The 25,223-nt window shown below is 70.1% G+C and carries 22 protein-coding genes; 5 read left to right on the forward strand and 17 right to left on the reverse strand.

Annotated elements, in window-relative coordinates; translation table 11 throughout:
• Positions 1–20: 20 nt before the first annotated feature.
• The 3 genes from zwf to pgl are packed head-to-tail and all read left to right on the forward strand — an operon-like array spanning position 21 to position 3,297.
• Positions 21–1,571 carry a glucose-6-phosphate dehydrogenase gene (zwf, locus tag L0965_RS13935; RefSeq protein ID WP_060958700.1) on the forward strand — a complete coding sequence of 517 codons (1,551 nt, stop codon included), beginning with the start codon at positions 21–23 and terminating at the stop codon, positions 1,569–1,571.
• On the forward strand, positions 1,568–2,509 hold the full coding sequence (locus tag L0965_RS13940) for a glucose-6-phosphate dehydrogenase assembly protein OpcA (RefSeq protein WP_060958701.1): 942 nt from the start codon (positions 1,568–1,570) through the stop codon (positions 2,507–2,509). The genes zwf and L0965_RS13940 overlap by 4 nt, the downstream gene beginning before the upstream one ends.
• An 8-nt stretch (positions 2,510–2,517) precedes the next feature.
• On the forward strand, positions 2,518–3,297 hold the full coding sequence (pgl, locus tag L0965_RS13945) for a 6-phosphogluconolactonase (protein WP_060958702.1): 780 nt from the start codon (positions 2,518–2,520) through the stop codon (positions 3,295–3,297).
• Positions 3,298–3,343: 46 nt separating this feature from the next.
• Here the strand turns inward: pgl and L0965_RS13950 are convergent, their stop codons facing one another.
• The 11 genes from L0965_RS13950 to L0965_RS14000 all read right to left on the reverse strand — a co-directional run bounded on the left by L0965_RS13950 (position 3,344) and on the right by L0965_RS14000 (position 15,329).
• Positions 3,344–3,700: an RNA polymerase-binding protein RbpA gene (locus L0965_RS13950; RefSeq protein WP_060958703.1), complete on the reverse strand. Its 357-nt coding sequence runs from the start codon at positions 3,698–3,700 to the stop codon at positions 3,344–3,346.
• Positions 3,700–3,948, reverse strand: a complete 249-nt coding sequence (gene secG, locus L0965_RS13955) for a preprotein translocase subunit SecG (protein ID WP_060958704.1) — start codon at positions 3,946–3,948, stop codon at positions 3,700–3,702. The genes L0965_RS13950 and secG overlap by 1 nt, the downstream gene beginning before the upstream one ends.
• A 170-nt stretch (positions 3,949–4,118) precedes the next feature.
• Positions 4,119–4,901, reverse strand: a complete 783-nt coding sequence (tpiA, locus tag L0965_RS13960) for a triose-phosphate isomerase (protein ID WP_232783908.1) — start codon at positions 4,899–4,901, stop codon at positions 4,119–4,121.
• Positions 4,901–6,118 carry a phosphoglycerate kinase gene (pgk, locus tag L0965_RS13965; RefSeq protein ID WP_101306457.1) on the reverse strand — a complete coding sequence of 406 codons (1,218 nt, stop codon included), beginning with the start codon at positions 6,116–6,118 and terminating at the stop codon, positions 4,901–4,903. The genes tpiA and pgk overlap by 1 nt, the downstream gene beginning before the upstream one ends.
• A gap of 9 nt (positions 6,119–6,127) precedes the next feature.
• Positions 6,128–7,138, reverse strand: a complete 1,011-nt coding sequence (gene gap / locus L0965_RS13970) for a type I glyceraldehyde-3-phosphate dehydrogenase (RefSeq protein ID WP_060958707.1) — start codon at positions 7,136–7,138, stop codon at positions 6,128–6,130.
• A 139-nt stretch (positions 7,139–7,277) separates the two neighbouring features.
• On the reverse strand, positions 7,278–7,907 hold the full coding sequence (locus L0965_RS13975; protein WP_060958708.1) for a superoxide dismutase: 630 nt from the start codon (positions 7,905–7,907) through the stop codon (positions 7,278–7,280).
• A 144-nt stretch (positions 7,908–8,051) separates the two neighbouring features.
• The gene (gene whiA, locus L0965_RS13980) at positions 8,052–9,029 is read right to left on the reverse strand and encodes a DNA-binding protein WhiA (protein ID WP_060958709.1); all 978 of its coding nucleotides are present in this window, start codon (positions 9,027–9,029) and stop codon (positions 8,052–8,054) included.
• 39 nt (positions 9,030–9,068) lie between these two features.
• Positions 9,069–9,944: an RNase adapter RapZ gene (gene rapZ / locus L0965_RS13985; protein ID WP_060958858.1), complete on the reverse strand. Its 876-nt coding sequence runs from the start codon at positions 9,942–9,944 to the stop codon at positions 9,069–9,071.
• Between the two features lie 46 nt (positions 9,945–9,990).
• Positions 9,991–11,910: an excinuclease ABC subunit UvrC gene (gene uvrC, locus L0965_RS13990; RefSeq protein WP_060958710.1), complete on the reverse strand. Its 1,920-nt coding sequence runs from the start codon at positions 11,908–11,910 to the stop codon at positions 9,991–9,993.
• Between the two features lies 1 nt (position 11,911).
• Positions 11,912–14,830, reverse strand: coding sequence for an excinuclease ABC subunit UvrA (gene uvrA, locus L0965_RS13995; protein WP_101306458.1), 2,919 nt, complete (start codon positions 14,828–14,830; stop codon positions 11,912–11,914).
• A gap of 61 nt (positions 14,831–14,891) precedes the next feature.
• A complete protein-coding gene (locus L0965_RS14000) occupies positions 14,892–15,329 on the reverse strand; it encodes a MarR family winged helix-turn-helix transcriptional regulator (RefSeq protein WP_101306459.1) in 438 nt (145 codons plus the stop codon).
• A 38-nt stretch (positions 15,330–15,367) separates the two neighbouring features.
• Here L0965_RS14000 and L0965_RS14005 point away from each other — a divergent pair, with 38 nt between their 5' ends.
• Positions 15,368–15,604, forward strand: a complete 237-nt coding sequence (locus L0965_RS14005) for a hypothetical protein (RefSeq protein ID WP_060958713.1) — start codon at positions 15,368–15,370, stop codon at positions 15,602–15,604.
• Positions 15,605–15,638: 34 nt separating this feature from the next.
• On the opposite strand, the gene L0965_RS14010 is transcribed toward L0965_RS14005, so the two are convergent.
• Together L0965_RS14010 and uvrB are read right to left on the reverse strand one after the other, a co-directional pair.
• On the reverse strand, positions 15,639–17,249 hold the full coding sequence (locus L0965_RS14010; RefSeq protein ID WP_101306460.1) for a UDP-N-acetylmuramoyl-L-alanyl-D-glutamate--2,6-diaminopimelate ligase: 1,611 nt from the start codon (positions 17,247–17,249) through the stop codon (positions 15,639–15,641).
• A 67-nt stretch (positions 17,250–17,316) separates the two neighbouring features.
• Complete coding sequence (uvrB, locus tag L0965_RS14015; RefSeq protein WP_060958714.1) at positions 17,317–19,386, reverse strand: excinuclease ABC subunit UvrB; 2,070 nt, start codon at positions 19,384–19,386, stop codon at positions 17,317–17,319.
• A 91-nt stretch (positions 19,387–19,477) separates the two neighbouring features.
• On the opposite strand from uvrB, the gene L0965_RS14020 reads away from it, so the two are divergent.
• Complete coding sequence (locus tag L0965_RS14020) at positions 19,478–20,092, forward strand: DUF4126 domain-containing protein (protein WP_101306461.1); 615 nt, start codon at positions 19,478–19,480, stop codon at positions 20,090–20,092.
• Between the two features lie 10 nt (positions 20,093–20,102).
• Here the strand turns inward: L0965_RS14020 and coaE are convergent, their stop codons facing one another.
• From coaE to rpsA, 4 genes are all read right to left on the reverse strand, one after another.
• On the reverse strand, positions 20,103–20,717 hold the full coding sequence (gene coaE, locus L0965_RS14025) for a dephospho-CoA kinase (protein WP_101306462.1): 615 nt from the start codon (positions 20,715–20,717) through the stop codon (positions 20,103–20,105).
• Between the two features lie 2 nt (positions 20,718–20,719).
• A complete protein-coding gene (locus L0965_RS14030; RefSeq protein ID WP_101306463.1) occupies positions 20,720–21,910 on the reverse strand; it encodes a diguanylate cyclase in 1,191 nt (396 codons plus the stop codon).
• On the reverse strand, positions 21,907–23,592 hold the full coding sequence (locus L0965_RS14035; RefSeq protein ID WP_101306464.1) for a cell wall metabolism sensor histidine kinase WalK: 1,686 nt from the start codon (positions 23,590–23,592) through the stop codon (positions 21,907–21,909). The genes L0965_RS14030 and L0965_RS14035 overlap by 4 nt, the downstream gene beginning before the upstream one ends.
• A gap of 104 nt (positions 23,593–23,696) precedes the next feature.
• On the reverse strand, positions 23,697–25,148 hold the full coding sequence (rpsA, locus tag L0965_RS14040) for a 30S ribosomal protein S1 (RefSeq protein WP_060958718.1): 1,452 nt from the start codon (positions 25,146–25,148) through the stop codon (positions 23,697–23,699).
• Positions 25,149–25,223 lie beyond the last annotated feature (75 nt).

The raw sequence follows: 25,223 nt of genomic DNA on the forward strand, positions 1-25,223 counted from the left end.
CCAGGAGGAGTCTTTTCCCGATGACTGCCGAGATCTCGCGCGAGCACAACCCGCTCCGCGACCCCGATGACCGACGCCTCAATCGCATCGCCGGACCGAGCGCGCTCGTGATCTTCGGCGTGACGGGCGACCTGTCGCGCAAGAAGCTCATGCCCGCCGTCTACGACCTCGCCAATCGCGGGCTCCTGCCGCCGGGGTTCGCCCTCGTCGGCTTCGCGCGCCGCGACTGGGAGGACCAGGACTTCGCGAACGTCGTCCACGACGCCGTCCGCCAGCACGCGCGCACGCCGTTCCGTGAGGAGACGTGGAAGCAGCTGCTGCAGGGCATCCGCTTCGTCTCCGGCGAGTTCGGCGACGACGACGCGTTCCGCCGGCTGCGCGAGACGGTCGAGAAGCTCGACGTCGAACGCGGCACCATGGGCAACCACGCGTTCTACCTCTCGATCCCGCCGCGCGACTTCCCCATCGTCGCGAAGCAGCTGAAGGACTCCGGACTGGTCGACGACCGGTCCAACAACCCCGACGCGTGGCGTCGCGTCGTCATCGAGAAGCCGTTCGGCAGCGACCTGCAGACGGCGCGTGAGCTGAACGCCGCACTCGAGGTCGCCTTCCCGGCCGACTCGATCTTCCGCATCGACCACTACCTCGGCAAGGAGACGGTGCAGAACATCCTCGCGCTGCGCTTCGCCAACGAGCTGTACGAGCCGATCTGGAACGCCAACTACGTCGACCACGTGCAGATCACGATGGCCGAGGACATCGGCGTCGGCGGCCGCGCGGGCTACTACGACGGCATCGGCGCGGCACGCGACGTCATCCAGAACCACCTCCTGCAGCTGCTGGCGCTGACCGCCATGGAGGAGCCGATCTCCATGGACGCGAAGGACCTGCGCGCCGAGAAGGAGAAGGTGCTGGCCGCCGTCCGGCTGCCGGAGGACCTGTCGACCGCCACCGCCCGCGGGCAGTACGGCGGCGGCTGGCAGGGCGGCGAGAAGGTCACCGCCTTCCTCGAGGAGGACGGCATGAACCCCGCCTCGACCACCGAGACCTACGCCGCCATCAAGCTCGAGATCGGCACGCGCCGCTGGGCGGGAGTGCCGTTCTACCTGCGCACGGGCAAGCGCCTCGGGCGCCGCGTCACGGAGATCGCCGTCGTCTTCAAACGCGCTCCGCAGCTGCTCTTCCAGCGCAACCAGACGCTCGAGCTCGGCCAGAACGCGCTCGTCATCCGGGTGCAGCCCGACGAGGGCGTGACGATCCGGTTCGGATCGAAGGTGCCGGGCGCGGGCAACGAGGTGCGCGACGTCACGATGGACTTCGGCTACGGCCACGCGTTCACCGAGTCGAGCCCGGAGGCGTACGAGCGCCTCATCCTCGACGTCCTGCTCGGCGACCCGCCGCTGTTCCCGCGCCACGAGGAGGTCGAGCTCTCCTGGAAGATCCTCGACCCGGTCGAGGAGTACTGGACCCAGCAGGGCGGACCTCTCGAGCAGTACTCCCCCGGTTCGTGGGGGCCCCCGTCCGCCGATGAACTCCTGGCCCGTGATGGCCGCGTCTGGAGGCGCCCGTGATCGTCGACCTGCCCGACACCACCGTGTCGAAGATCGCCCGCTCGCTCGTGAGCGTGCGGGAGGAGGGTGGCGCGGTCGCGCTCGGCCGCGTGCTGACGCTCGTGATCGTGACGACCCACGGCCTGCACGAGGAGGCCATCGAGGCCGCGAACGACGCCTCCCGTGAGCACCCGATGCGCGTCATCGTGCTCATCGCCGACCCCGAGGGCGACGCCAAGCTCGACGCGCAGATCCGCGTCGGCGGGGATGCCGGGGCCAGCGAGGTGGTCGTGCTGCGCGCCCGCGGCGACGTCGCGACCAACCAGGAGGGACTCGTCACGGGTCTGCTGCTGCCCGACGCCCCGGTCGTCGCCTGGTGGCCCGACTTCCCGCCCGCCGAGCCTGCGGCGTCCGACATCGGCCGGATGGCGCAGCGGCGCATCACGGATGCGTCGACCAAGCCCTACGCGAAGGATCGTCTCTCGCGTCTCGGGCCCTCGTACGCCCCCGGAGACACGGACCTCGCCTGGACCCGGCTCACGCACTGGCGCGAGCAGCTCGCCGCCGTGCTCGACCAGCCGCCCTACGAGCCGGTGACGGCCGTGGAGGTCGTCGGCGCCGGCAGCTCGCCGTCGACGGGGCTGCTCGCCGCGTGGCTGCGGCTGAAGCTCGACGTCCCCGTGCAGTGGCGCTATTCGGCCCCCGAGGAGTGGGAGCACGGCATCCAGAAGGTGCGTCTCGTGCGCGCGACGGGAGACATCGTCCTCGAGCGGACGAACGACATCGACGCGACGCTGACGCAACCCGGACAGCCCTCGCACGACATCGTCCTGCCGCGCCGCACGCTCCGCGAATGCCTCGCCGAGGAGCTGCGTCGGCTCGATCCCGACCTCCTGTATGGTCGAGTGATCACGGAGGGCTGGGAGCTGCTGGGGCCCCCGACCACGACCGAGTCCTAGGAGTTCCGATGGCGCAGATGTGGACCGAGAAACGGGTCGTGATCAGTCCGGACGCTCCGACGCTCGCCGCCGCCGTCGCCGACCGCCTGCTGGCGCGCCTGGCGCGCCGCTCGGCGGCCGGCAAGACCACCCACATCGCCCTGGCCGGCGGTCAGATCGGCACCGCCGTGCTGCGCGCGGCCGGCGCGAGCCCCCGACGGGCGGACGTGGACTGGTCGCACGTGCACGTCTGGTGGGGCGATGAGGTCTTCGCGGCGGCCGACGATCCCGAGCGCCACGAGCGCGCGGCGCGCGAGGCGCTCCTCGCGCGCATCGACGTCCCCGCGGCGAACGTCCACGCGATCGCGGCGAGCGGCGACGCTCCCGACGCGGATGCCGCGGCATCCGCATACGCCGACGAGCTCGCGCGCTTCGGCACCGACGAGCACGCGTGGCCAGAGTTCTATGTGTGCTTCCTCGGGGTCGGGTCCGACGGTCACATCGCCTCGCTGTTCCCCGACCGCGGCGAGATCCAGGTGACCGACCGCACCGCGGTGGCCGTGCGCGACGCGCCGAAGCCGCCGGCGGTGCGTGTCACGATGACGCGACCGGTGATCAACTCGGCACGCTGCGTGTGGCTGGTCGTCTCGGGCACAGACAAGGCGGCGGCCCTGGGCCTCGCCCTCGCCGGCGCCAGCTATGAGACGGTGCCCGCCGCCGGGGCGAAGGGGCGCAAGAAGACGGTGTTCTTCGTCGACGACGCCGCCGCTGCGAACGTGCCCGCCGAACTGATCGACCAGGACTTCTGAGCGGACGCCGTCCTCACGGACGCGTCAGCGGCGGCTGCCGCCGCGATCAGGCCTGGCCGCGGCGCTCGCGCAGCTGCTGGAGGGCGTCGTCGAGGAGGGCGTCGGCCTCTTCCTCGGTGCGACGCTCCTTCACGTACGCGAGATGCGTCTTGTAGGGCTCGGTCTTCGCGAGCGCCGGAGGATTCTCCTTGTCGCGGCCCGCGGGAAGCCCGGAGTGCGGGGAGTCGATGACCTCGGGGATCTCCTCCTCGGCGATGCCCGCGGCGAAGTAGCGCACGGTCTCGTTGCCGAGCGCGTCCCAATACGACACGGCGATACGGTCGGCGTGGTGACCGTGGTCCTGCTCACCCATCGGACCGGCACCCACACGAGTGCCGCGAATAGCGTTTCCGCCCGTTGCCATCAGAGCCCCTGGAACTTGGTGATGAGTCCGAGCGCGACGATCGCGACGAACCAGACGAGTGCGAGCACGACCGTGAAGCGGTTCAGGTTGCGCTCAGCGAGACCGGACGACCCGAGAGCAGAGCTCATGCCGCCGCCGAACATGTCCGACAGACCGCCGCCGCGTCCCTTGTGCAGCAGGATCAGGAGGGTCAGCAGGAGGCTGGTGATGCCCAGCAGCACCTGCAGCACGAACTCGAGGATGTCCACAGTCGATGAAGCCTTTCGCGGCGCCCGCGTCGTCGGGCGCACAAGGGTCGAGTATACCTGCGTTTCGGCTCGCACCCCGCGGTACCCGCCCAACGACCGGGGGGTCGCCCCCACCGGTCGTTGAGCGAGCGAAGCGAGTCGAAACGCAGAGCGCAGCGCGTCGGACGGCGTCAGACGCCGACGTGCTTCTGGTAGCGGATGATGGCCGCGAACTCGTCCGCGACGAGGCTCGCACCGCCCACCAGCGCGCCGTCGACGTCGGGCTCGCGCATGAAGCTGGCGATGTTGCCCGACTTCACCGACCCGCCGTACAGCACGCGCGTGCGAGCGGCGGCATCCGCGCCGAGCACCTCGGCGAGCACGCCGCGCAGCGCGACGCACACCTCCTGAGCCTGCTCGGGAGACGCCACCTGTCCGGTGCCGATGGCCCACACGGGCTCGTACGCCACGACGATGTCGGCATCGGCCGGCACGCCCTCCAGCGCGGCCCGCAGCTGAGCGACGGACACGGCCGTCGGCCCCGACTCCTCGCGCTGCTCGAGCGTCTCGCCCACGCAGATCACGGGGACCAGGCCGTGCTTGAGCGCAGCCTGCACCTTGGCGGCGACGATGGCGTCGCTCTCGTGGTGGTACTCGCGACGCTCGGAGTGCCCGATGATGACGTAGCGGCAGGCCAGCTTGCTCAGGAACGCGCCGGACACCTCTCCGGTGTAGGCGCCGGAGTCGTGCGTCGACAGGTCCTGCGCGCCGAGCGCGAACGGGATCTTGTCGGCGTCCAGCAGCGTCTGCACGGTGCGGATGTCGGTGAAGGGCGGGAAGACCGCGGCCTCCACCGAGCCGTCCTCGTGTCCGGCGTCCTTCAACGTCCAGTGCAGCTTCTGCACGAACGCGACCGCCTGCAGGTGGTCGAGGTTCATCTTCCAGTTGCCGGCGATGAGCGGTGTGCGCGCCATCAGCTCTCCCATCCGAGGATCTCCAGCCCGGGGAGCTTCTTGCCCTCCAGGAACTCCAGGCTCGCGCCGCCGCCGGTCGAGATGTGACCGAACTGGTCGTCCGCGAAACCGAGCTGACGCACGGCCGCGGCCGAGTCGCCACCGCCGACGACGGACAGGCCGTCGACCTCGGTGAGCGCCTGGGCGACCGTCTTGGTACCGGCAGCGAACGCCGGCATCTCGAACACGCCCATCGGGCCGTTCCAGAACACGGTCTTCGCGCTGCGGATCGCGTCGGCGAAGATCTCCGCCGTGCGCGGACCGATGTCCAGGCCCATGCCGTCGGCGCCGAAGGCGGTGTCCTCCAGCGCGTCGGCGGCAGCGACCACGTGGTCGGCGTCGGCCGCGAAGCCCGACGCCATGACCGCGTCGACCGGGAGGATCAGCTCGACGCCGCGCGCGGCGGCATCCGCGATGTAGCCCTTCACGGTCTCGATCTGGTCGGTCTCGAGCAGGCTCTTGCCGACCTTGTGCCCCTGGGCCGCGAGGAAGGTGAAGAGCATGCCGCCGCCGACGAGGATCTTGTCCGCGCGCGGGAGGAGGTGCGCGATGACACCCAGCTTGTCGCTCACCTTGGAGCCGCCGAGCACGACGGCGTAGGGACGCTCGGGGTTCTCGGTCAGGCGGTCGAGGACGTCGACCTCCTTCTCGATGAGGTACCCGGCCGCGGAGGGCAGCAGCTCGGCGAGGTCGTAGACCGACGCCTGCTTGCGGTGGACGACTCCGAAGCCGTCGGAGACGAGGGCGTCGCCCAGAGCGGCGAGCTCCTCCGCGAACGCACGACGCTCGGCGTCGTCCTTCGCCGTCTCCCCCGGGTTGAACCGCAGGTTCTCGATGACGGTGACATCGCCGTCCTCGAGGGCCGCGACGGCCTCCTGTGCGGAGGTGCCCACCGTGTCGCGCGCGAACACGACCGGCTTTCCGAGCAGCTCCGACAGGCGCTGGGCGACCGGCTCGAGGCTGTACTTGGCGTCGGGCGCGCCGTCGGGGCGTCCGAGGTGGGAGCACGCGATGACCCGCGCCCCCTGGTTGATGAGCTCGTTGAGGGTCGGAAGAGCCGCCCGGATACGGCCATCGTCCGTGATGACGCCGTCCTTCAGAGGGACGTTGAAGTCAACACGGACGATGACGCGCTTACCGGCCAGCGACCCGAGGGATGCAAGGGTGCGCAAAGCCATGGCGAAGCCTCAGAGCTTGTCGGCGACGAGCTCGGTGAGGTCGACGAGGCGGTTCGAGTAGCCCCACTCGTTGTCGTACCACGACGAGACCTTGACGAGGTTGCCCGAGACGTTCGTCTGGCCCGCGTCGAACACCGACGAGTGCGGGTCGAGCTGGATGTCGCTGGAGACGATGGCGTCCTCGTTGTACTTGAGGTAGCCGACGAGCTCGCCCTCCGCGGCGGCCTTCTTGTAGGCCGCGTTGATGACCTCGGCGGTCAGGCCCTCGGTGGGCGTGATGATCGTGAGGTCGACGATCGAGCCGGTGGGAACCGGCACGCGGTACGACGAGCCGCTCAGCTTGCCGTTGAGCTCGGGCAGCACGAGGCCGATGGCCTTGGCGGCACCCGTCGAGGCCGGGACGATGTTGATCGCGGCGGCGCGCGCACGGTGCAGGTCGCTGTGCGGGCCGTCCTGCAGGTTCTGGTCGGCCGTGTAGGCGTGCGCGGTCATCATGAAGCCGCGCTCGATGCCGAAGTTGTCGTTGAAGACCTTGGCCAGCGGCGCGAGGCAGTTCGTGGTGCACGACGCGTTGGAGATGATGTTCATCGTCGCCGAGTCGTACTCGCCGTCGTTGACGCCCATGACGAAGGTGCCGTCGACATCCGTGCCGGGAGCCGAGATGATGACCTTCTTGGCGCCGCCGTCGAGGTGCTTCTTGGCGTCGGCGGCCTTGGTGAAGCGGCCGGTCGACTCGATGACGATGTCGACACCGAGCTCGCCCCAGGGGAGGTTCGCCGGGTCGCGCTCTTCGAAGACCTTGATGGCCTTGCCGTTGACGGTGATGGAGTCGGCGTCGTACGAGACCTCCGCGTCGAGGCGGCCGCCGACGGAGTCGTACTTCAGCAGGTGGGCGAGGGTCTTGTTGTCGGTGAGGTCGTTCACCGCCACGATGTCGAGGTCAGCCCCCTGCTCGAGCGCGGCACGGAGGAAGTTGCGGCCGATACGGCCGAAGCCGTTGATTCCGATCTTGACAGACACGTTGTCTCCCGGTTCATGTCGCGACGGCGACGGCGTTTCGACGCGCCACTCGCGAACTTGGTGTGTGAAGGAAAAAGGATGCCGGGTCACCTGCCCGTCGCCGGGAGGGACCCGGCATCCTCACCTGGTCATGAGACTACTACTTGAGCAGTCCGGCCGTCTTCTCGCGCGCCGTCGAAAAGCGCTCTGCGACGTTGCCCCAGTTCGCGATGTTCCACACGGCCTTGACGTAGTCCGCCTTGACGTTGAGGTAGTCGAGGTAGAAGGCGTGCTCCCACATGTCGAGCTGGAAGATCGGGACGGTGCCCTGCGCCGTGTTGGACTGCTGGTCGAAGAGCTGCTGGATGATCAGCTGCTCGCCGATCGGGTCCCAGCTCAGCACCGCCCAGCCGGAGCCCTGGATGCCGGTCGCGGCGGCCGTGAAGTGCGCCTGGAACTTCTCGAAGCCGCCGAAGAACTCCTCGATCGCGGCCTTCAGCTCGCCCTCCGGCTGTCCGCCGCCGCCGTCGTTCGCGGGCGCCAGGTTGGTCCAGAAGATCGAGTGGTTGACGTGGCCTCCGAGGTTGAACGCGAGGTCCTTCTCGAGCTTGTTCACGTTGGCCAGGTTGCCGCTCTCGCGGGCCTCCGCCAGCTGCTCGAGCGCCGTGTTGGCTCCCGTGACGTACGCCTGGTGGTGCTTGTCGTGGTGGAGCTGCATGATCTTGCCGCTGATGTGCGGTTCGAGGGCTGCGAAGTCGTAGGGGAGGTCGGGCAGCGTGTAGATCGCCATGTTCTCTTCTTCCTGTCGTCGGCGCCGCAACTGCGCTGCGGCGATGGGACATTGCCATCCTATTGAGGTGCAACGCTGCCGGCAGGGGGTTGTTCCCACCGCGACCGACGTGTACCGCCGCGCACGCGCCCCGTGACGCGGGGGTCAGTCCTCGAGGCCCTCGGGCACGGCGGAGTCCGTACCGGGGATGCCGGTGCTCACGGCCTTCTTGTCGGCCATCGCGAGCAGACGCCGGATCCGGCCGGCGACGGCATCCTTCGTCAGCGGGGGGTCGGCGTGGTGGCCGAGCTCGTCGAGGCTCGCGTCGCGGTGGGACAGCCGCAGCTCCCCCGCCTCGCGCAGATGCTCGGGGACGTCGTCTCCCAGGATCTCCAGTGCGCGCTCGACGCGGGCACAGGCGGCGACGGCCGCCTGCGCGGACCGACGCAGGTTGGCATCGTCGAAGTTGACCAGACGGTTGACGCCGGCGCGCACCTCGCGGCGCTGACGCATCTCCTCCCAGGCCTGGGCGGTGCGCACGGCACCCATCTCGGCCAGGGCGATACGGATCGCCTCTCCGTCGCGGACGACGACCCGGGGAACGCCGCGGACCTCGCGGGCCTTCGCCGCGATGCCGATGCGATGGCCGGCGCCGACGAGCGCCATGGCCGCCTCGCCCGAGGGGCAGGCGATCTCGAGCGCCGCCGAGCGTCCGGGGTCGGAGAGGGTGCCGCTGGCCAGGAACGCCCCGCGCCAGACCGCCGCGAGGTCGTGGCGCGCCCCCGTGGTGAGCTTGTTGGGCAGGCCGCGCACCGGGCGCCGGCGCGCGTCGAGCAATCCCGTCTGTCGGGCGAGGGTCTCGCCGCCCTCGATGACGCGCACGGCGAAGTGCCCGCCGGCGCGTCCGCCTGAGGCCTGCACGCGGTGCAGCTCGGGGCGCACGCCGTACAGCTCCATGATGTCTCGCGCGACGCGTCGGGCGAGCGGATCCGTCTCGAGCTCGGCCTCCACGGCCACGCGTCCCGCGATCGAGTGCAGGCCGCCGGAGAAGCGCAGGATCGCGGTGAGTTCGGCCACCCGCGCCGTGGGACGAGGGTCGCGGACCGCGGCCAGCTCGGACTTCACGTCAACGGTCGGCGACACGGCGATCCTTCGTTCGGGGGGCGGGGACAAACATCCAGCCTACTCGCGACCGAGGTCGCGATGCTTCACCCGTACGGCCACACCCGGCACCTGCGACAGGCGGTCGGCCAGCTCGATCGCCGTCACGACCGAGCGGTGCTTGCCGCCCGTGCACCCGACGGCGAGAACGGAGTGGCGCTTGTTCTCGCGCTGGTAGCCCGCGAGGACGGGGCGCAGGGCCGTCGCGTACGCGTCGATGAACTCGCGCGCGCCCTCCTGCGCGAGCACGTAGTCGCGCACGGGCTCCTCCTCGCCGGTGTGCCCCTTCAGCTCCGGGATCCAGAACGGGTTCGGCAGAAAACGCATGTCGGCGACGAGGTCGACGTCGGTGGGGAGGCCGTACTTGAAACCGAAGCTCATGACGGTGATCGTGTGCCGCGCCGCGCCCTCCTCGCTGAAGAGGTCGACGACGCGGTTCGCCAGCTGGTGGATGTTCATCGCGCTCGTGTCGATGATGACGTCGGCGCTCTCGCGGATGACCGCCAGCCGCTCGCGCTCGCGCTGGATGCCGTCGAGGATCGTGCCGTCGCCCTGCAGCGGATGCGGGCGCCGGACCGACTCGAATCGGCGCACGAGCACGTCGTCGCCCGCGTCGAGGAATAGCACGCGCAGCTGACGACCCGCGCGCAGGGCGCTGGTGACCGCCGGCAACGCCTGGAAGAGGTCGCGGCCGCGCACATCGACGACCGCCGCGAGCTTCGGCAGCGCCCCGCCGGCCATCTCGGTGAGTTCGAGCAGCGGCCCCAGCATCTGGGGCGGGAGGTTGTCGACGACGTACCAGTCGAGGTCTTCGAGGGCGTTGGCCGCGGTCGTGCGACCGGCACCGGACATGCCCGTGACGATCAGCACCTCGCCGGCGGGCTGGTCATCTGCCACGTGCACTCCCCAGGACTGATCGCATGCCGATCCGGATACGAACAGCCTATCGATTCGCGAGGCGCTGCTCGATCGCCGCCGCGAGCTTCGGCCCGATGCCGGGTAGGGCGGTCATCTCGTCGGCCGTCGCGGCGCTCAGCGCGGTCACGGAGCCGAAGTGACGCAGCAGGGCCTTGATGCGCGCGTCGCCGAGTCCCGGCACCTCGCCGAGCACGGTCGAGATGTCGCGCTTGCGACGCTTGCGCTGGTGCGTGATCGCGAAGCGATGGGCCTCGTCTCGCAGGCGCTGCAGGAGGTAGAGCGCCTCGGAGGTGCGCGGCAGGATCACGGGGTAGTCCTCCCCCGGCAGCCAGATCTCCTCGAGCCGCTTCGCGATGCCGCACAGGGCGATCTCGGTGTGCCCGGCATCCTCGAGCGCCCGCGCCGCCGCCGCGACCTGCGGCGCGCCGCCGTCGACCACGAGCAGCTGCGGGCGGTAGGCGAAGCGCGGACGCTTGCGCTCCGTGACGACGGGGGCGTCCGGATCGGCGTCCGGGTCGCCCTCCACGGCGACCGTGGCGGCATCCGGCAGCGCCTCGTCACGGTCGATGTGGGCGAGCCGACGGGTCAGCACCTGGTAGAGCGAGTCGGTGTCGTCCGTGGTCTCGGGAACGCCGAACGATCGGTATTGGTCCTTCCTCGGCAGACCGTCCTCGAAGACGACCATGGAGGCGACCACGTTCGTGCCGGACAGGTGCGACACGTCGTAGCATTCGATGCGCAGCGGCGCCTCGTCCATCCCGAGCGCGATCTGCAGATCGGTGAGGGCCTTCGTGCGCGCCGTGTAGTCGGACGTGCGGCGGGTCTTGTGCAGCAGGAGCGCCTGCTGCGCGTTGAGCGTCGCCGTCCGCATGAGATCGGCCTTGCGACCGCGCTGCGCGACCTGGAGGGTGACCCGCTTGCCCCGACGCTCCTGCAGCCACTGCTCGAGGTCGGCGGCGTCATCGGGCAGCGTCGGCACCAGCACCTGCCGCGGGATGTCCGCCGCCGTCGCGGAGCCGTAGGTGCGCTGCACCACCTGGTCGACGAGGTCGGCGCCCGAGATGTCGAGCTCCTTGTCGATCGTCGTGGCGCGCACACCCCGCACCCGGCCGCCGCGCACGACGAAGTGCTGCACGGCCGCCGACAACTCGTCTTCGGCGATGCCGAACAGGTCGGCGTCCGTGTCCTCCGCGAGCACGAGCGAGCTGCGGCTGAGGACGGCGTCGATCGCCTGGAGACGATCGCGGTAGAGCGCCGCGGACTCGTAGTCCATCTCCGCCGAGGCCTCGCGCATGCGGGCGGTCAGCTCGCGCGCGAACCGCTGGTCTCCGCCGGACATGAACGCGACGAAGTCGTCGACGATCGCCCGGTGCTCCTCGATCGTCACCTTCATCGAGCAGGGGCCCCCGCACCGGCCGATCTGCCCGGGGAAGCACGGCCGCCCGGTGGCCATCGCCTTCTTGTACGAGGCGTCGGAGCAGGTGCGGATCGGGAACACCTTGATCATCAGATCGATGGTGTCGTGCACCGCCCACACCTTCGGATACGGCCCGAAGTAGCGCGCTCCGGGGATGCGCCGATTGCGGGTCACGATGACGCGGGGCGCCTCGTCGGCCAGCGTGATCGCCATGTACGGGTAGGACTTGTCGTCCTTGTAGCGCACGTTGAACGGAGGCGAGAACTCCTGGATCCACATGTACTCGAGCTGCAACGACTCGACGTCGCTGGCGACGACGGTCCACTCCACGGATGCCGCGGTCAGCACCATCCGGCGTGTGCGCTCGTGGAGGGTGTGCAGCGGGGCGAAGTAGTTCGACAGCCGCGCCCGGAGGTTCTTCGCCTTGCCGACGTACAGCACGCGGCCGTCGGCGTCGCGGAACCGGTACACGCCGGGCTGGGTCGGGATCTCTCCCGGCCGCGGCTTGTACGGCAGGTCGGACGCCACCTCAGCCCGCCTTCCGCACCGGCCCCCGAGCCTTCGCCGCGGCGCCGGCCCGCTCGCGCTCGGATGCCAGGATCTCCGCGAGGAAGGCGCCGGTGTGGCTCTCCTCGACGTCGGCCACCTGCTCGGGCGTGCCCGTGGCGACGATGCGACCGCCCCCCGATCCGCCCTCGGGCCCCAGGTCGATGATCCAGTCGGCCGACTTGATCACGTCGAGGTTGTGCTCGATGACGACGACCGTGTTGCCCTTGTCGACAAGCCCGCCGAGCACCTGCAGCAGGCGCGACACGTCCTCGAAGTGCAGTCCGGTCGTGGGCTCGTCGAGCACGTAGATGCTGCGGCCGTTCGAGCGCCGCTGGAGCTCGGTGGCGAGCTTGACCCGCTGCGCCTCACCCCCGGAGAGGGTGGTGGCCGACTGCCCCAGCCGTACGTATCCGAGGCCGACGTCGACGAGGGTCTTCAGGAAGCGGTGGATGGCCTGGATGGGTTCGAAGAACTCCGCGGCCTCGGAGATGGGCATCTCCAGCACCTCGGCGATGTTCTTGCCCTTGTAGTGCACGGCGAGCGTGTCGCGGTTGTACCGCTTGCCGTGGCAGACCTCGCAGTCGACGTAGACGTCGGGCAGGAAGTTCATCTCGATCTTGATCGTGCCGTCGCCGGAGCACGCCTCGCAGCGTCCGCCCTTGACGTTGAAGCTGAACCGGCCCGGCTGGTAGCCCCGGGCCTTCGCCTCGGGGGTCTCGCTGAACAGCGTCCGGATGCGGTCGAAGACGCCCGTGTAGGTCGCCGGGTTCGAGCGCGGGGTGCGGCCGATCGGCGCCTGGTCGACGTGCACGACCTTGTCGAGGTTGTCGAGCCCGGTCACGCGGGTGTGCTTGCCCGCCACGCGACGCGCGCCGTTGAGCTTGGTGGCGAGCACCTCGTAGAGGATGCCGTTGACCAGCGTCGACTTGCCGGAGCCGCTGACGCCCGTGACCGCCGTGAGGACGCCGAGCGGGAACTCCGCGGTCACGTTCTGGAGGTTGTTCTCGCGCGCGCCGACGACGGTCAGCATCCGCTTCTTGTCGATCTTGCGGCGCTTCTTGGGGGTCGCGATCGCCCGACGGCCGCTCAGGTAGGCGCCGGTGAGGGATCGTTCCTCCTCGAGCAGGGAGGCCAGGGGGCCGGAGTGCACGACCTCGCCGCCGTCCACACCGGCGCGCGGTCCGATGTCGACGACCCAGTCCGAGGCGTGGACCGTCTCCTCGTCGTGCTCGACGACGATCAGCGTGTTGCCCAGGTCTTTCAGGCGGACCAGGGTCTCGATCAGGCGCCGGTTGTCGCGCTGGTGCAGACCGATCGACGGCTCGTCGAGGACGTACAGGACGCCGGTCAGCCCCGACCCGATCTGGGTGGCGAGACGGATGCGCTGCGCCTCGCCGCCCGACAGCGACCCGGCCGATCGGCCCAGGCTCAGGTAGTTCAGTCCGACCTGGACCAGGAAGTCCAGCCGGGCGCGGATCTCCCGCAGCACGGCCGCGGCGATCTTGGCCTCACGATCGGTCAGCTCGAGCTGCGCGAAGTAGTCCTGCGCCTCCGCGAGGCTCATCCGCGAGGCGTCGGCGATCGAGCGGTCGTGCACGAGCACGGCGAGCACCTCGGGCTTGAGCCGGTCGCCGTGGCAGACGGGGCAGGGCACCTCGCGCAGGTACTCCGCCCATCGCTGACGCTGCGTGTCGGTCTCGGCCTGGGTGTACTGCCGCTCGATGTACGGCACCACGCCCTCGAAGCCCGAGGAATAGCGCATCTCGCGGCCGTAGCGGTTGCGCCACTTCACGGTGACCTTGTAGTTCTCGCCGCGCAGGATCGCGTCCTGCACGTCGGTGGAGAGGTCGCGCCAGGGGGTGTCGAGGGAGAAGTCGAGGTCGTCGGCGAGACCCACGAGCAGTCGCTCGTAGTACTGGTAGAGGCCCTTGCCCTGCGTGGTCCACGGGATGATGACGCCCTCGTTGATCGAGAGGTCCTCGTCACCGAGCATGAGCTCGACGTCGACCGACATCCGGGTGCCGAGCCCGGAGCACGCCGGGCAGGCGCCGAAGGGCGCGTTGAAGGAGAACGTGCGCGGTTCGATCTCCGTGAGCTGCAGGGGGTGGCCGTTCGGACAGGCGAGCTTCTCGCTGAAGCTCACCCAGGCGTCATCGCCCTCCTCGTCGACGAAGTTGACCTGGACGATGCCGCCGGCCAGCCCGAGGGCCGTCTCGACCGAGTCGGTGATGCGGCCCAGGATGTCGGGGCTCGCGACGAGGCGGTCGACGACGACCGCGATGTCGTGCTTGTAGCTCTTCTTGAGGGTGGGCGGCTCGGCGAGCTGGATGAGGTCGCCGTCGACGACGGCGCGCGCGTAGCCCTTGGCCGACAGCTCCTTGAAGAGGTCGACGAACTCGCCCTTCTTCTGCGAGACGACGGGCGCCACGATCTGGTAGCGCGTGCGCTCCGGCAGCTCCATCAGCTGATCGGCGATCTGCTGCACCGTCTGCCGCTGGATCTGCGCGCCGCACTCGGGACAGTGCGGGATGCCGATGCGCGCCCAGAGCAGGCGCATGTAGTCGTGGATCTCCGTGATCGTGCCCACGGTCGAGCGGGGGTTGCGGTTGGTCGACTTCTGGTCGATGGAGACGGCGGGGCTCAAGCCCTCGATGAAATCGACGTCGGGACGGTCGACCTGGCCGAGGAACTGACGCGCGTACGCGCTGAGCGACTCGACGTAGCGGCGCTGACCCTCCGCGAAGATCGTGTCGAACGCGAGGCTCGATTTGCCCGAACCGGACAGCCCGGTGAAGACGACGAGGGCGTCCCGAGGGATGTCCAGATCGACGTTCTTGAGGTTGTGGACGCGGGCTCCGCGGACGCTGAGTTTCGACGAGGCGACAGGGACGATGGGCACCGCACAAGTCTAGGTGGGGCCTCCGACACCGGATCCGACGTGCGCTGTCGGCGTAGCCGGCTCAGTCGATCCGACGCCCCGCGAACGGCGCGAGACCGTCGCGGAGCGCCGCGAGCTCGGTGGCGTCGACCCCCACCCGTGCCATGATCTGCCCGGGAACGTCGAGGGCCTCGGTGCGCAGGGCACGCCCCTCGGCCGTGAGCGCGATCTCGAGGACGCGCTCGTCATCCGCCCGGCGCGTGCGCGAGACCCTGCCCTGCGCCTCCAGACGCTTGACGAGCGGCGAGAGCGTCGCGGGCTCCATCGCGAGCTCGTCGGCCAGCGCGCTCAGCGAGCGCGGTGAGCTCTCCCACAGCGCGAGCATCACGAGGTACTGGGGATGCGTCAGGCCGAGGGGTTCGAGCACGGGCCGATAGATCGAGACGACGTTGCGGGCCGCCGTCACGAGCGCGAAGCAGAGCTGGTTCTCCAGCTTCAGGAGGTCGTCGCGAGAATCCACGCCGCCAGTCTAGTCGAATCGTTAGTACACTAATCTTCATGACACGAAACGATCCGGATCGCCCTCCGCTGCGCGAGCGGGTCCGCGAGGCCGGCGGCTGGTACACGTACCTCAACACGCGCCTGATCCGTTTCGCGGGACCGGCCTCGGTGGGCCCCTACGACGTCGAGCCGGAGCCCGCCCGCGCCGAGCGCGCGTGCCCGCTGTGCGGAGCGCCGATGTCGCAGCACACGTTCGACCGCAGCGGCCCGAAGCCCCTCATGCACTGCCCCTGAGGCACTCCCCCGACGCCGGACGACCGCCGGACGGTCAGCCCTCGGATGCCGCGGCCGCCGCGGCGGCACGCCGCCGCTGCAGGGCCCACTCGACCTCGTCGGGGTCGCTGTGCGGAACGATCACGCCGTCGCGCACGATCTGGTGACGCTCGTCGCCCTTGCCGACGATCGCGATCAGGTCCCCCTCCTCCGCCAGCTCGACCGCCTTGTGGATCGCCTCGGCGCGTCCCGCGACGTCGAAGACCTGTGCGCGCGAGCCCCGGGTGCCCGCGACCACCGCACGGCGGATCGTCGCGGGATCCTCGTCGGCCGGGTTGTCGTCGGTGACGATCACGATGTCCGAGGCCATCGCCGCGAACCGGCCCATGAGAGGCCGCTTGTGCATGTCGCGGTTGCCGTTGGAGCCGATCACCGTGATGATCCGTGCCGGAGTGAGCGGGCGCATGGCGCGCAGGAGGGCGTTGATCGCCTCGGGCTTGTGACCGGCGTCGATGACGACCTGGAAGGGCGCGTCGACCGGCACGAACTGTACACGGCCCTCGACGCCGGTGAACGTCGCGATGCCCGCGACCGACGCCGACAGCGGATGCCCGACGATGTCGAGCGCCGCCACGGCGGCGACGATGTTGCTGACGCTGAACTCGCCGACCATCGGCGTCGTGAAGCGGGCCGACTGCCCCTCGGGCCCCACGACCGTGAAGGAGGATCCGTGCAGGCCGAGCTCGACATCGACCGCCCGCCAGTCCGCCTCTCGGCCGGTGACCGAATACGACTGCGTGTGCAGCTCGGGATCGGCGTGCAGGCGACGGCCGGCGCGGTCGTCGACGTTCACCAGGCCGACACCCGACATCGCGCTCGTCAGCAGCTCGCGCTTGGCCAGGAGGTAGGCCTCCTGCGTGCCGTGGAAGTCGCGGTGGTCGTGACCGAGGTTGAGGAACACGCCGACGTCGAAGTGGAGCCCGGCGACCCGATTCATCGTGATGGCGTGGCTGGACACCTCCGACGACACCACCTCGACCCCGCGCTCGCGCATGAGAGCCAAGAGGGCCTGCATCTGCGGAGCTTCCGGGGTCGTCAGCGTGGAGGGCACCGCGACGCCGTCGATGCGGGTCCCCATCGACCCGATCACGCCGCTGCGGACCGAGCCGCGCGCGGCGTCCACGAGATAGGTCGTCGAGGTCTTCCCCTGCGTGCCGGTGATGCCGATGGTCTTCAGCGCCTGCGCGGGATACCCGTAGAACCAGGCGGCGAGCGCACCGAGGAACCGGCGCGGGTGCTCGTCGACGACGATGCGGGCGAGCTGGTCCAGGCCGGGTGTCTCCGCGATGATCGCGGCTCCCTCGGCATCCGTGAGCACCGCGGCGGCGCCGGCGGCGACCGCGTCCGCCACGAAGCGTGCGCCGTGGGTGCGCGCTCCCGGCTGGGCGAGGAAGAGGTCGCCCGCACGAGTCGACGCGGTCGTCAGCGAGATCCCCGTCACGGTCGCCGACCCCGTCACACGTGCGCTCGGAAGCCGGGCCGCAACCTCATCCAGGGTGCGCGGCGTCACGTGGTCGGGTCGGTTGACGACGGCCGCGACGGCCCCCGCCGTACTGCTCGTTCCCGCGTCCGACGGTTCCGGCGCGCAGGACTGCTCGATACTCACTCGGTGACGATAGCAAACCGATAGCCACCTCCCATGAACGCGCGCCGTGCGTTCCTGGGCGTGCCGCTCAGGCGTGTCCGGCGCGCTCCATCGCGCGCAGCTCCTTCTTGAGGTCCTGCACCTCGTCGCGCAACCGGGCGGCGAGCTCGAACTTCAGCTCGCCCGCGGCCGCCAGCATCTGGTTGGACAGATCCTCGATGGTCGCCTCCAACTGCATCGCCCCCTCCGCCGCGATGCCTTCGCGCCGCAGGCGCGGCGTCGGAGAGCCGGCGCGACCGCCACCGCCCTTGCGAGCGAGCATCTCCCTCGTGTCAGAGGCCTCGCGGGCCAGCACATCCGTGATGTCGGCGATCTTCTTGCGCAGCGGCTGCGGGTCGATGCCGTGGGCCGTGTTGTAGGCGATCTGCTTCTCGCGCCGGCGCTCGGTCTCGTCGATCGCCAACCGCATCGAGTCGGTCATGTTGTCCGCGTACATGTGCACCTCGCCCGACACGTTGCGGGCCGCACGTCCGATCGTCTGGATGAGCGACGTGCCACTGCGAAGGAAGCCCTCCTTGTCGGCGTCGAGGATCGCGACGAGCGAGACCTCGGGCAGATCCAGGCCCTCGCGCAGCAGGTTGATGCCGACCAGCACGTCGTACACGCCCTGCCGCAGCTCCGTGAGCAGCTCGACGCGTCGCAACGTGTCGACGTCGGAGTGCAGGTACCGCACGCGGACCCCGTGCTCACCCAGGAAGTCGGTCAGCTCCTCCGCCATCTTCTTGGTCAACGTCGTGACCAGGACGCGTTCGTCGCGTTCGACGCGCCGGCGGATCTCCTCCAGGAGATCGTCGATCTGTCCCTTGGAGGGCTTCACGATGATCTGCGGATCGACCAGACCGGTGGGGCGGATGATCTGCTCGACCACGCCGTCCGCGATGCCCATCTCGTACCGCCCGGGAGTCGCCGAGAGGTAGACCGTCTGTCCGACACGGTTCTTGAACTCGTCGAAGCGCAACGGCCGGTTGTCCAGGGCGCTCGGCAGACGGAAGCCGTGATCGACGAGCGTGCGCTTGCGCGAGGCATCCCCCTCGTACATCGCACCGATCTGCGGCACCGTCACGTGCGACTCGTCGATGACGAGCAGGAAGTCGTCGGGGAAGAAGTCGAGGAGGGTGTGGGGCGGCTCGCCCGGCTCGCGACCGTCCATGTGGCGCGAGTAGTTCTCGATGCCCGAGCAGAAGCCGAGCTGCTGCAGCATCTCGAGGTCGAAGGTGGTCCGCATCCGCAGCCGCTGCGCCTCCAGCAGCTTCCCCTGCCCCTCCAGCTCGGCCAGCCGCTCGGCCAGCTCCGATTCGATGGTGCCGATCGCCCGGTGGACGGTCTCGGTGCCGGCGACGTAGTGCGACGCGGGGAAGATCGGCACGCTGTCGAGCTTCTGCACGACATCGCCCGTCAGCGGGTGCAGCATGTACAGCGCCTCGATCTCGTCCCCGAAGAGCTCGATGCGGACGGCGTACTCCTCGTATACGGGGATGATCTCGATCGTGTCGCCGCGCACGCGGAAGTTGCCGCGGGAGAAGTCGACGTCGTTGCGGTTGTACTGCATCGCGATGAACTTGCGGATGAGGGCGTCGCGGTCGTACCGCTCCCCCACCTGCAGGGCCACCATGGCGCGCAGATACTCCTCGGGCGCCCCGAGGCCGTAGATGCACGAGACCGTGCTGACGACGATGACGTCGCGTCGGCTCAGCAGGGCGTTCGTCGTCGAGTGGCGCAGCCGCTCCACCTCGGCGTTGACCGACGAGTCCTTCTCGATGAACGTGTCCGTCTGCGGGACGTAGGCCTCGGGCTGGTAGTAGTCGTAGTAGCTGACGAAGTACTCCACCGCGTTGTGCGGCATGAGCTCACGAAACTCGTTGGCCAGCTGCGCGGCGAGCGTCTTGTTGTGGGCGAGCACGAGCGTCGGCCGCTGCACCTGTTCGACGAGCCAGGCGGTCGTCGCCGACTTGCCGGTTCCCGTCGCGCCGAGCAGCACGACGTCGGTCTCTCCCGCGTTGATGCGCGCGGCCAGGTCGGCGATGGCCTGAGGCTGATCGCCGCTGGGCGCGTACTCGCTGACGACCTCGAACGGCCGGACGGATCGCGTGGTCTGCATTCCTCCAGCGTACGGTCGGCCTCCGACATCGGGCCCGCCGTTCGCCGTCGGCGTCGGCGTCGGCGTCGGCGGCGCCGCGTACCCTGGATCCATGCTGGAGTTCCTCGTCGGATCGGGCCTCGCCGCGGCGGCGGGCCTGAACGCGTGGATGCCGCTGTTCGCCCTGGGTCTGATCGACCGGTTCCTCCCGTCGATCCTCCAGCTGCCGCCCGCGTGGGCGTGGCTGTCGAGCGATGTCGCGCTCTGGATCACCGGCATCCTGCTGGTCGTCGAGATCGTCGCCGACAAGGTACCGGCGGTCGACTCCGTCAACGACGTGCTGCAGACCGTCGTGCGCCCGGCATCCGGCGGGATCGTCTTCGGAGCCGGCGCGAGCGCCGAGACCGTCCGCGTGGACGACCCCGCGCTGTTCGCCGGAACGGCCTGGGTGCCCGTCGTGGTGGGTGTCGCGATCGCCCTCGCGATCCATGCGCTCAAAGCCTCGATACGGCCGATCGCGAACGCCGCGACCTTCGGCCTCGCCGCGCCGGCGCTCTCGGCCGGAGAGGACGTGTCCGCGGTGGGGCTCATCCTCGCGGCGATCTTCGCGCCGCTGCTCGCCGGGGCGCTGATCGTGGGCATCGTGGCGACCGCCATCGTCGTGCTCCGCCGGCGACGACGCCGTCGCACTCCGCGGGCCGCCGCGGCGCCCGCGTCATCCGGGTGAGGCCGCGGGGTCAGCGCTCCGCGCGGACCCCCTCGGTCAGCCGATCCCACAGCGCGTCGGTCTGCGCGTGCGTCTGTTCGAGTGTCCCCGACGTGTCGATGACGACGTCCGCGACCGCGAGACGCGCCTCGTCGTCGACCTGCGCCGCGATGCGCGCCCGCGCCTCGTCGGGACGGAGCTCGCGCAGGGCCACCAGGCGCTCCGCCCGCAGGGATGCCGGGGCGTGCGCCACCACGACGAGGTCCCAGGGATCGTCCGCGCGGGCCTCGACGAGAAGCGGCACGTCGTACACGACCACGGCGGCCGGGTTGGCGGCGAGGGCCGCGGCGAAGCGACGGCCGGACTCGGCCTTGACGGCCGGGTGGACGATCGCGTTCAGCCGCTCGCGCGCCGCGGGGTCGGAGAACACGATCGCGCCGAGCGCGGGCCGATCCAGCGTGCCGTCGCCCGCGATCACGCCCGCACCGAACGCCTCCGCGATGTCGGCGAGGACCGCCGATCCGGGCTGCTGCACCTCGCGCACGATGGCGTCGGCGTCCACGACGACGGCGCCGCGGCCGGCGAGCCGGCGGGCGATCGTCGATTTGCCCGACGCGATGCCGCCGGTGAGCGCGATGAGAGGCATGACTACGAGGATGCCATGCCGGACGGCGATGCGGCGCCCGCGACGATCACCGACGCCTCGGCGATCTGCGCCGCGCGCAGGGCGGCCTCACGCGCGGCGGTCATGAGCACCTCGGGATCGTGCCCCAGCACCTGGGTCAGCGCGACCCCGACGCCGACCGACGCGAGGCGCCCGTGGTCGAGCGCCTTGAGCTCGTCGATCAGCCCGCGGAAGAGCGCGCCGCCGATGCGGCGCGCGTCGGCGGTCGACTCGGCCAGTGCGCAGATGACGAGCTGCCCGTCGCCGTCCTCGCCGACCAGGGCCGCGGCCGGCGCGTAGGAGCGCGCTGCGTGGCGGCAGGCGGCGGAGATCGTGTCGACGACGTCGCCGCCGAATGCGTCGCCGATCTCGTCGACCCCGTCGGCGCGCATCACGATCGCCGCGATGCCCTCGCGGCGCCACGACGCCCGCTCGACGATGTCGGCGAGAGCCCCCGCGAAGGTGCGTGGCAGCATCACGCCGTCGGCGGCGACACCGTTCGACGTCAGCCACTCGTAGCGCTGCAGCGTGGTGCGATGCGACCGCAGCACCGACGTCACGATCGCCGCCACCATCGTGAGGATGACCGTCACGATGTTCGCGCTGATGGAGCCGAGCCAGCGCGAGAAGATCTCGCTGTACGGCCCCGCCGCGAGGAAGACCACCAGCCGCACGGCGTAGAACACGCCCGCGAGGCCCAGGACGACCGAGAGGGCCCACGCGCTGCGCAGACCCCGCATGGGCGTTCGCAGAGACTCCGCCGCACCGCATCCGAACAGCACGACGAGCGCGGCGGCCATCGCCCACCAGCCGCCCCAGCTGCCACGGCTGGGGTACTCGATCAGCACGGCGACGAACGTCACCGCCGCCAGCACCCCGACCGCCACCGACACCGCGGTCAGCGGACGGTCGTTGAACCGCCGGCTGCCGAGCAGCATGAACCCCGGGACGCAGACGAACAGCGTGTTGCCGACGGCGACCGACACCGCGGCGCCCACCCCCGCCGACCACGCCATGTAGGCGACCGTCGTCGCGAGCCCGCAGAAGAAGGCGACCGCCCACAGGCGCCCGGGACCCGTGTCACGGCGCAGGAGGGTGTCGAGGATGAAGGTCAGGCCCGCGACCGACGCGACGATCGCGGTCATCACGGTCACGCTGAACAGGTCGAGGCTCATCGCGGCTCCCCCACGGCGGAATCGTCCTGACCGGCCAGTCCGAGAGCCGCGACCTCGCGCTCGTAGACGTCCCGGGTGGCCGGCAGCACCACGGTGAACACGGTGCCCTCGCCGGCCGTCGACTCGACCGTGATGGTGCCGCCGTGGGCCGTGACGAGATTGCGCGTGATCGAGAGGCCGAGGCCGTTGCCGGGCACGCTCGGGGTCGCGCGGAAGAACCGCTCGAAGACGCGGGAGGTCGCCTCGGGAGTCATGCCGATGCCGGTGTCGGCGACACGGATCACGGTGTGCACGCCGTCGGTGGACGTCGACGCGGTCACCGTGCCGCCGTCGCGATTGAACTTGATCGCGTTGGCGAGGAGGTTGTCGACCACCTGGCGGATGCGGGCCGCATCCGCGTAGGCCTCCGCCCAGCCGGCCTGATCGACGCGGATGGTGACGAACCGGTCGGCCGCGACGGGCTCCAGCCCGGCCGCCGCCGCGCGGACGACGTCCGCCATGTCGAGGGCGCGCGGACGCAGCCGCGTGTCGATCGACGAGCCCGAGCGCGACGAGGCCGAGAGGATGTCGGTGACGATGCCGAGCAGGCGCTCACTGTTGCGGTACGCGGTCTCCACCTGCCGCCGCGCCTCCTCCGACAGTCCCCCGCCGTCGAGCGCGAGCTCCAGGTAGCCGAGGATCGAGGTCAGCGGAGTGCGCAGCTCGTGTGAGATCGACGCCACGAGATCGTCGCGCACCCGCTGGGCGTCGCGCTCGGCGGTGACGTCGCGGGCGATCAGCACGGCCCCCGCCGACGCACCGTTGTGGTCGGTCAGATGGCGTCCGGAGAACGCGATCGCGCGGCGGCTGCCGTCGGCGAGGGCGAACCAGAGCACGATGTCGTCGAACGACTCCCGGCGCTGCAGTCGCACCAGCGGATGCTGCTCCGCCACGAGCGGCGCGAGCTTCTCGTCCAGGACCTCGGCGGCGTCGGCGCCGGCGGGCAGGAAGCCGGGGATGTGACCGAAGCGGATGAGCGCATCGTTCTCCAGCACCACCTCCCCGCTCTCCGCGAGGCGGATCACACCGAAGTCGACGGTGTCGAGCACTTCGCTGACGAGCTGCTCCTGGCGAAGCGCCTCCCGGTGGGCCGCGGACACGCGGACGGCCTGGCGGTCGAGCAGGCTTCGCTGCGCGCTGTATCGGCGCGCAGACGCGTAGCTGGCCGCGCTGACGGCGATGACGACGATCGGCAGGAGCACGACCGCGTACGTGCCGCTGGACGAGGAGCCGGTCGCGAGCACCACCCAGTACACGGCGGGGATGCCGAGGGCCGCGACCGCGAAGCCGAGCCTGCCGAGGGTCGACAGCCACATCGCCGGGAAGACCCAGAGCAGCCCGAACGCCGCCGCGGGGTCGGAGATGCGCAGCAGCGTGATCGCGACGATGTCGACGACGGGGATGACGGCGACCGCGGCGGGCGGGAGGCGGGACCAGGGCACCGCGAGCGCGGCGACGCCTCCGAGCACCACGAGCAGCACGGCGATGCCGAACAGACCGCCGTCGGCCAGGGATCCGGTCGCGATGCCGACGACGAACAGCACGCCGACGACGGCGCAGAGCACCAGCTGGTTGTTCGCTGCGACGCGGTCGCGCAGTTCGCCGCCGATACGGCCGTCGGCGGAGCGAGGGGGGTTCGCCATGGGACGACGTTACCGCCGAGCGAGGCGGTCAGGTGGGAGGGGACGGCGCAGGGCCGCCGCCCGGACGATTCCGGTGCGACGGCCCTGTGCGGATGCGGTGCGGTTCAGCGACCCGACAGCTTCTCGCGGAGAGCCGCGAGAGCCTCGTCGTCGGCGAGCGTGCCGCCGCCGTTCGAGGAGTCGGACGAGAACGACGACGAGCCGGACTCGATGGGAGCGGCGGCCTCGGCCTCGAGCGTCTTGGCGACGGCGAGCTTGTGCGCCTCCCAGCGAGCCTGGGCAGCGGCGTACTCCTGCTCCCACTTCTCGCGCTGGGCGTCGAAGCCCTCGAGCCAGGCACCCGACTCGGGGTCGAAGCCCTCGGGGTACTTGTACTCGCCGTTCTCGTCGTACTCGGTGGCCATGCCGTACAGCGCCGGGTCGAACTCGGTGCCGTTGGGGTCGACCGACTCGTTGGCCTGCTTGAGCGACAGCGAGATGCGGCGACGCTCCAGGTCGATGTCGATGATCTTGACGAAGACCTCTTCACCGACGGAGACGACCTGCTCGGCGAGCTCGACGTGCTTGCCCGACAGCTCGGAAATGTGCACGAGGCCCTCGATGCCGTCGGCGACGCGGACGAACGCACCGAACGGGACCAGCTTGGTGACCTTGCCCGGAGCGACCTGACCGATCGCGTGGGTACGGGCGAAGACCTGCCACGGGTCCTCCTGCGTCGCCTTCAGCGACAGCGAGACGCGCTCGCGGTCGAGGTCGACCTCGAGGATCTCGACGGTGACCTCCTGGCCCACCTCGACGACCTCGGAGGCGTGCTCGATGTGCTTCCAGGACAGCTCGGAGACGTGGACGAGACCGTCGACGCCGCCGAGGTCGACGAACGCACCGAAGTTGACGATCGACGAGACGACACCCTTGCGGACCTGACCCTTGTGCAGGTTGTTGAGGAACGTGGTGCGCGACTCGGACTGCGTCTGCTCGAGCAGGGCACGGCGCGAGAGCACGACGTTGTTGCGGTTCTTGTCGAGCTCGAGGATCTTGGCCTCGATCTCCTGGCCGAGGTACGGCGTGAGGTCGCGGACGCGGCGCAGCTCGATGAGCGACGCGGGCAGGAAGCCGCGCAGGCCGATGTCGACGATCAGACCACCCTTGACGACCTCGATCACGGAGCCGGTGACGACACCGTCGTTCTCCTTGATCTTCTCGACGTCGCCCCACGCACGCTCGTACTGCGCGCGCTTCTTGGACAGGATGAGGCGGCCTTCCTTGTCCTCCTTCTGGAGAACGAGGGCTTCGACCTCGTCGCCGACCTTGACGACCTCGTTGGGGTCGACGTCGTGCTTGATCGAGAGCTCGCGCGAGGGGATGACGCCCTCGGTCTTGTACCCGACGTCGAGGAGGACCTCGTCGCGGTCGATCTTCACCACGGTGCCTTCGATGAGGTCGCCGTCGTTGAAGAACTTCAGGGTCTTCTCGACCGCGGCCAGGAAGTCCTCAGCAGATCCGATGTCGTTGATGGCGACCTGCTTGGTGGCCGGGGCGGTCGTTGCGGTAGTCATGTAGTGGGTTGTCCTTGTTGGGTTGGATGTCGGGCTCCGACGCGGAAGATCGCATCGCGGCATCCGCACGAAGAC

The sequence above is a fragment of the Microbacterium sp. NFH-22A-Y genome (assembly GCF_021401375.1).
GTDB lineage: Bacteria > Actinomycetota > Actinomycetes > Actinomycetales > Microbacteriaceae > Microbacterium > Microbacterium hominis.

What these genes read in the sequence shown, in the direction of transcription:
- L0965_RS13950 (WP_060958703.1), bottom strand. Translation starts at nt 3,700, where the DNA reads ATGGCAACGGGCGGAAACGCTATTCGCGGCACTCGTGTGGGTGCCGGT.
- zwf (WP_060958700.1), top strand. Translation starts at nt 21, where the DNA reads ATGACTGCCGAGATCTCGCGCGAGCACAACCCGCTCCGCGACCCCGAT.
- coaE (WP_101306462.1), bottom strand. Translation starts at nt 20,717, where the DNA reads ATGCCTCTCATCGCGCTCACCGGCGGCATCGCGTCGGGCAAATCGACG.
- rpsA (WP_060958718.1), bottom strand. Translation starts at nt 25,148, where the DNA reads ATGACTACCGCAACGACCGCCCCGGCCACCAAGCAGGTCGCCATCAAC.
- L0965_RS14030 (WP_101306463.1), bottom strand. Translation starts at nt 21,910, where the DNA reads ATGAGCCTCGACCTGTTCAGCGTGACCGTGATGACCGCGATCGTCGCG.
- pgk (WP_101306457.1), bottom strand. Translation starts at nt 6,118, where the DNA reads ATGGCTTTGCGCACCCTTGCATCCCTCGGGTCGCTGGCCGGTAAGCGC.
- L0965_RS14005 (WP_060958713.1), top strand. Translation starts at nt 15,368, where the DNA reads ATGACACGAAACGATCCGGATCGCCCTCCGCTGCGCGAGCGGGTCCGC.
- L0965_RS14020 (WP_101306461.1), top strand. Translation starts at nt 19,478, where the DNA reads ATGCTGGAGTTCCTCGTCGGATCGGGCCTCGCCGCGGCGGCGGGCCTG.
- L0965_RS13975 (WP_060958708.1), bottom strand. Translation starts at nt 7,907, where the DNA reads ATGGCGATCTACACGCTGCCCGACCTCCCCTACGACTTCGCAGCCCTC.
- tpiA (WP_232783908.1), bottom strand. Translation starts at nt 4,901, where the DNA reads ATGGCGCGCACACCGCTCATCGCCGGCAACTGGAAGATGAACCTCGAC.
- pgl (WP_060958702.1), top strand. Translation starts at nt 2,518, where the DNA reads ATGGCGCAGATGTGGACCGAGAAACGGGTCGTGATCAGTCCGGACGCT.
- uvrB (WP_060958714.1), bottom strand. Translation starts at nt 19,386, where the DNA reads ATGCAGACCACGCGATCCGTCCGGCCGTTCGAGGTCGTCAGCGAGTAC.
- L0965_RS14035 (WP_101306464.1), bottom strand. Translation starts at nt 23,592, where the DNA reads ATGGCGAACCCCCCTCGCTCCGCCGACGGCCGTATCGGCGGCGAACTG.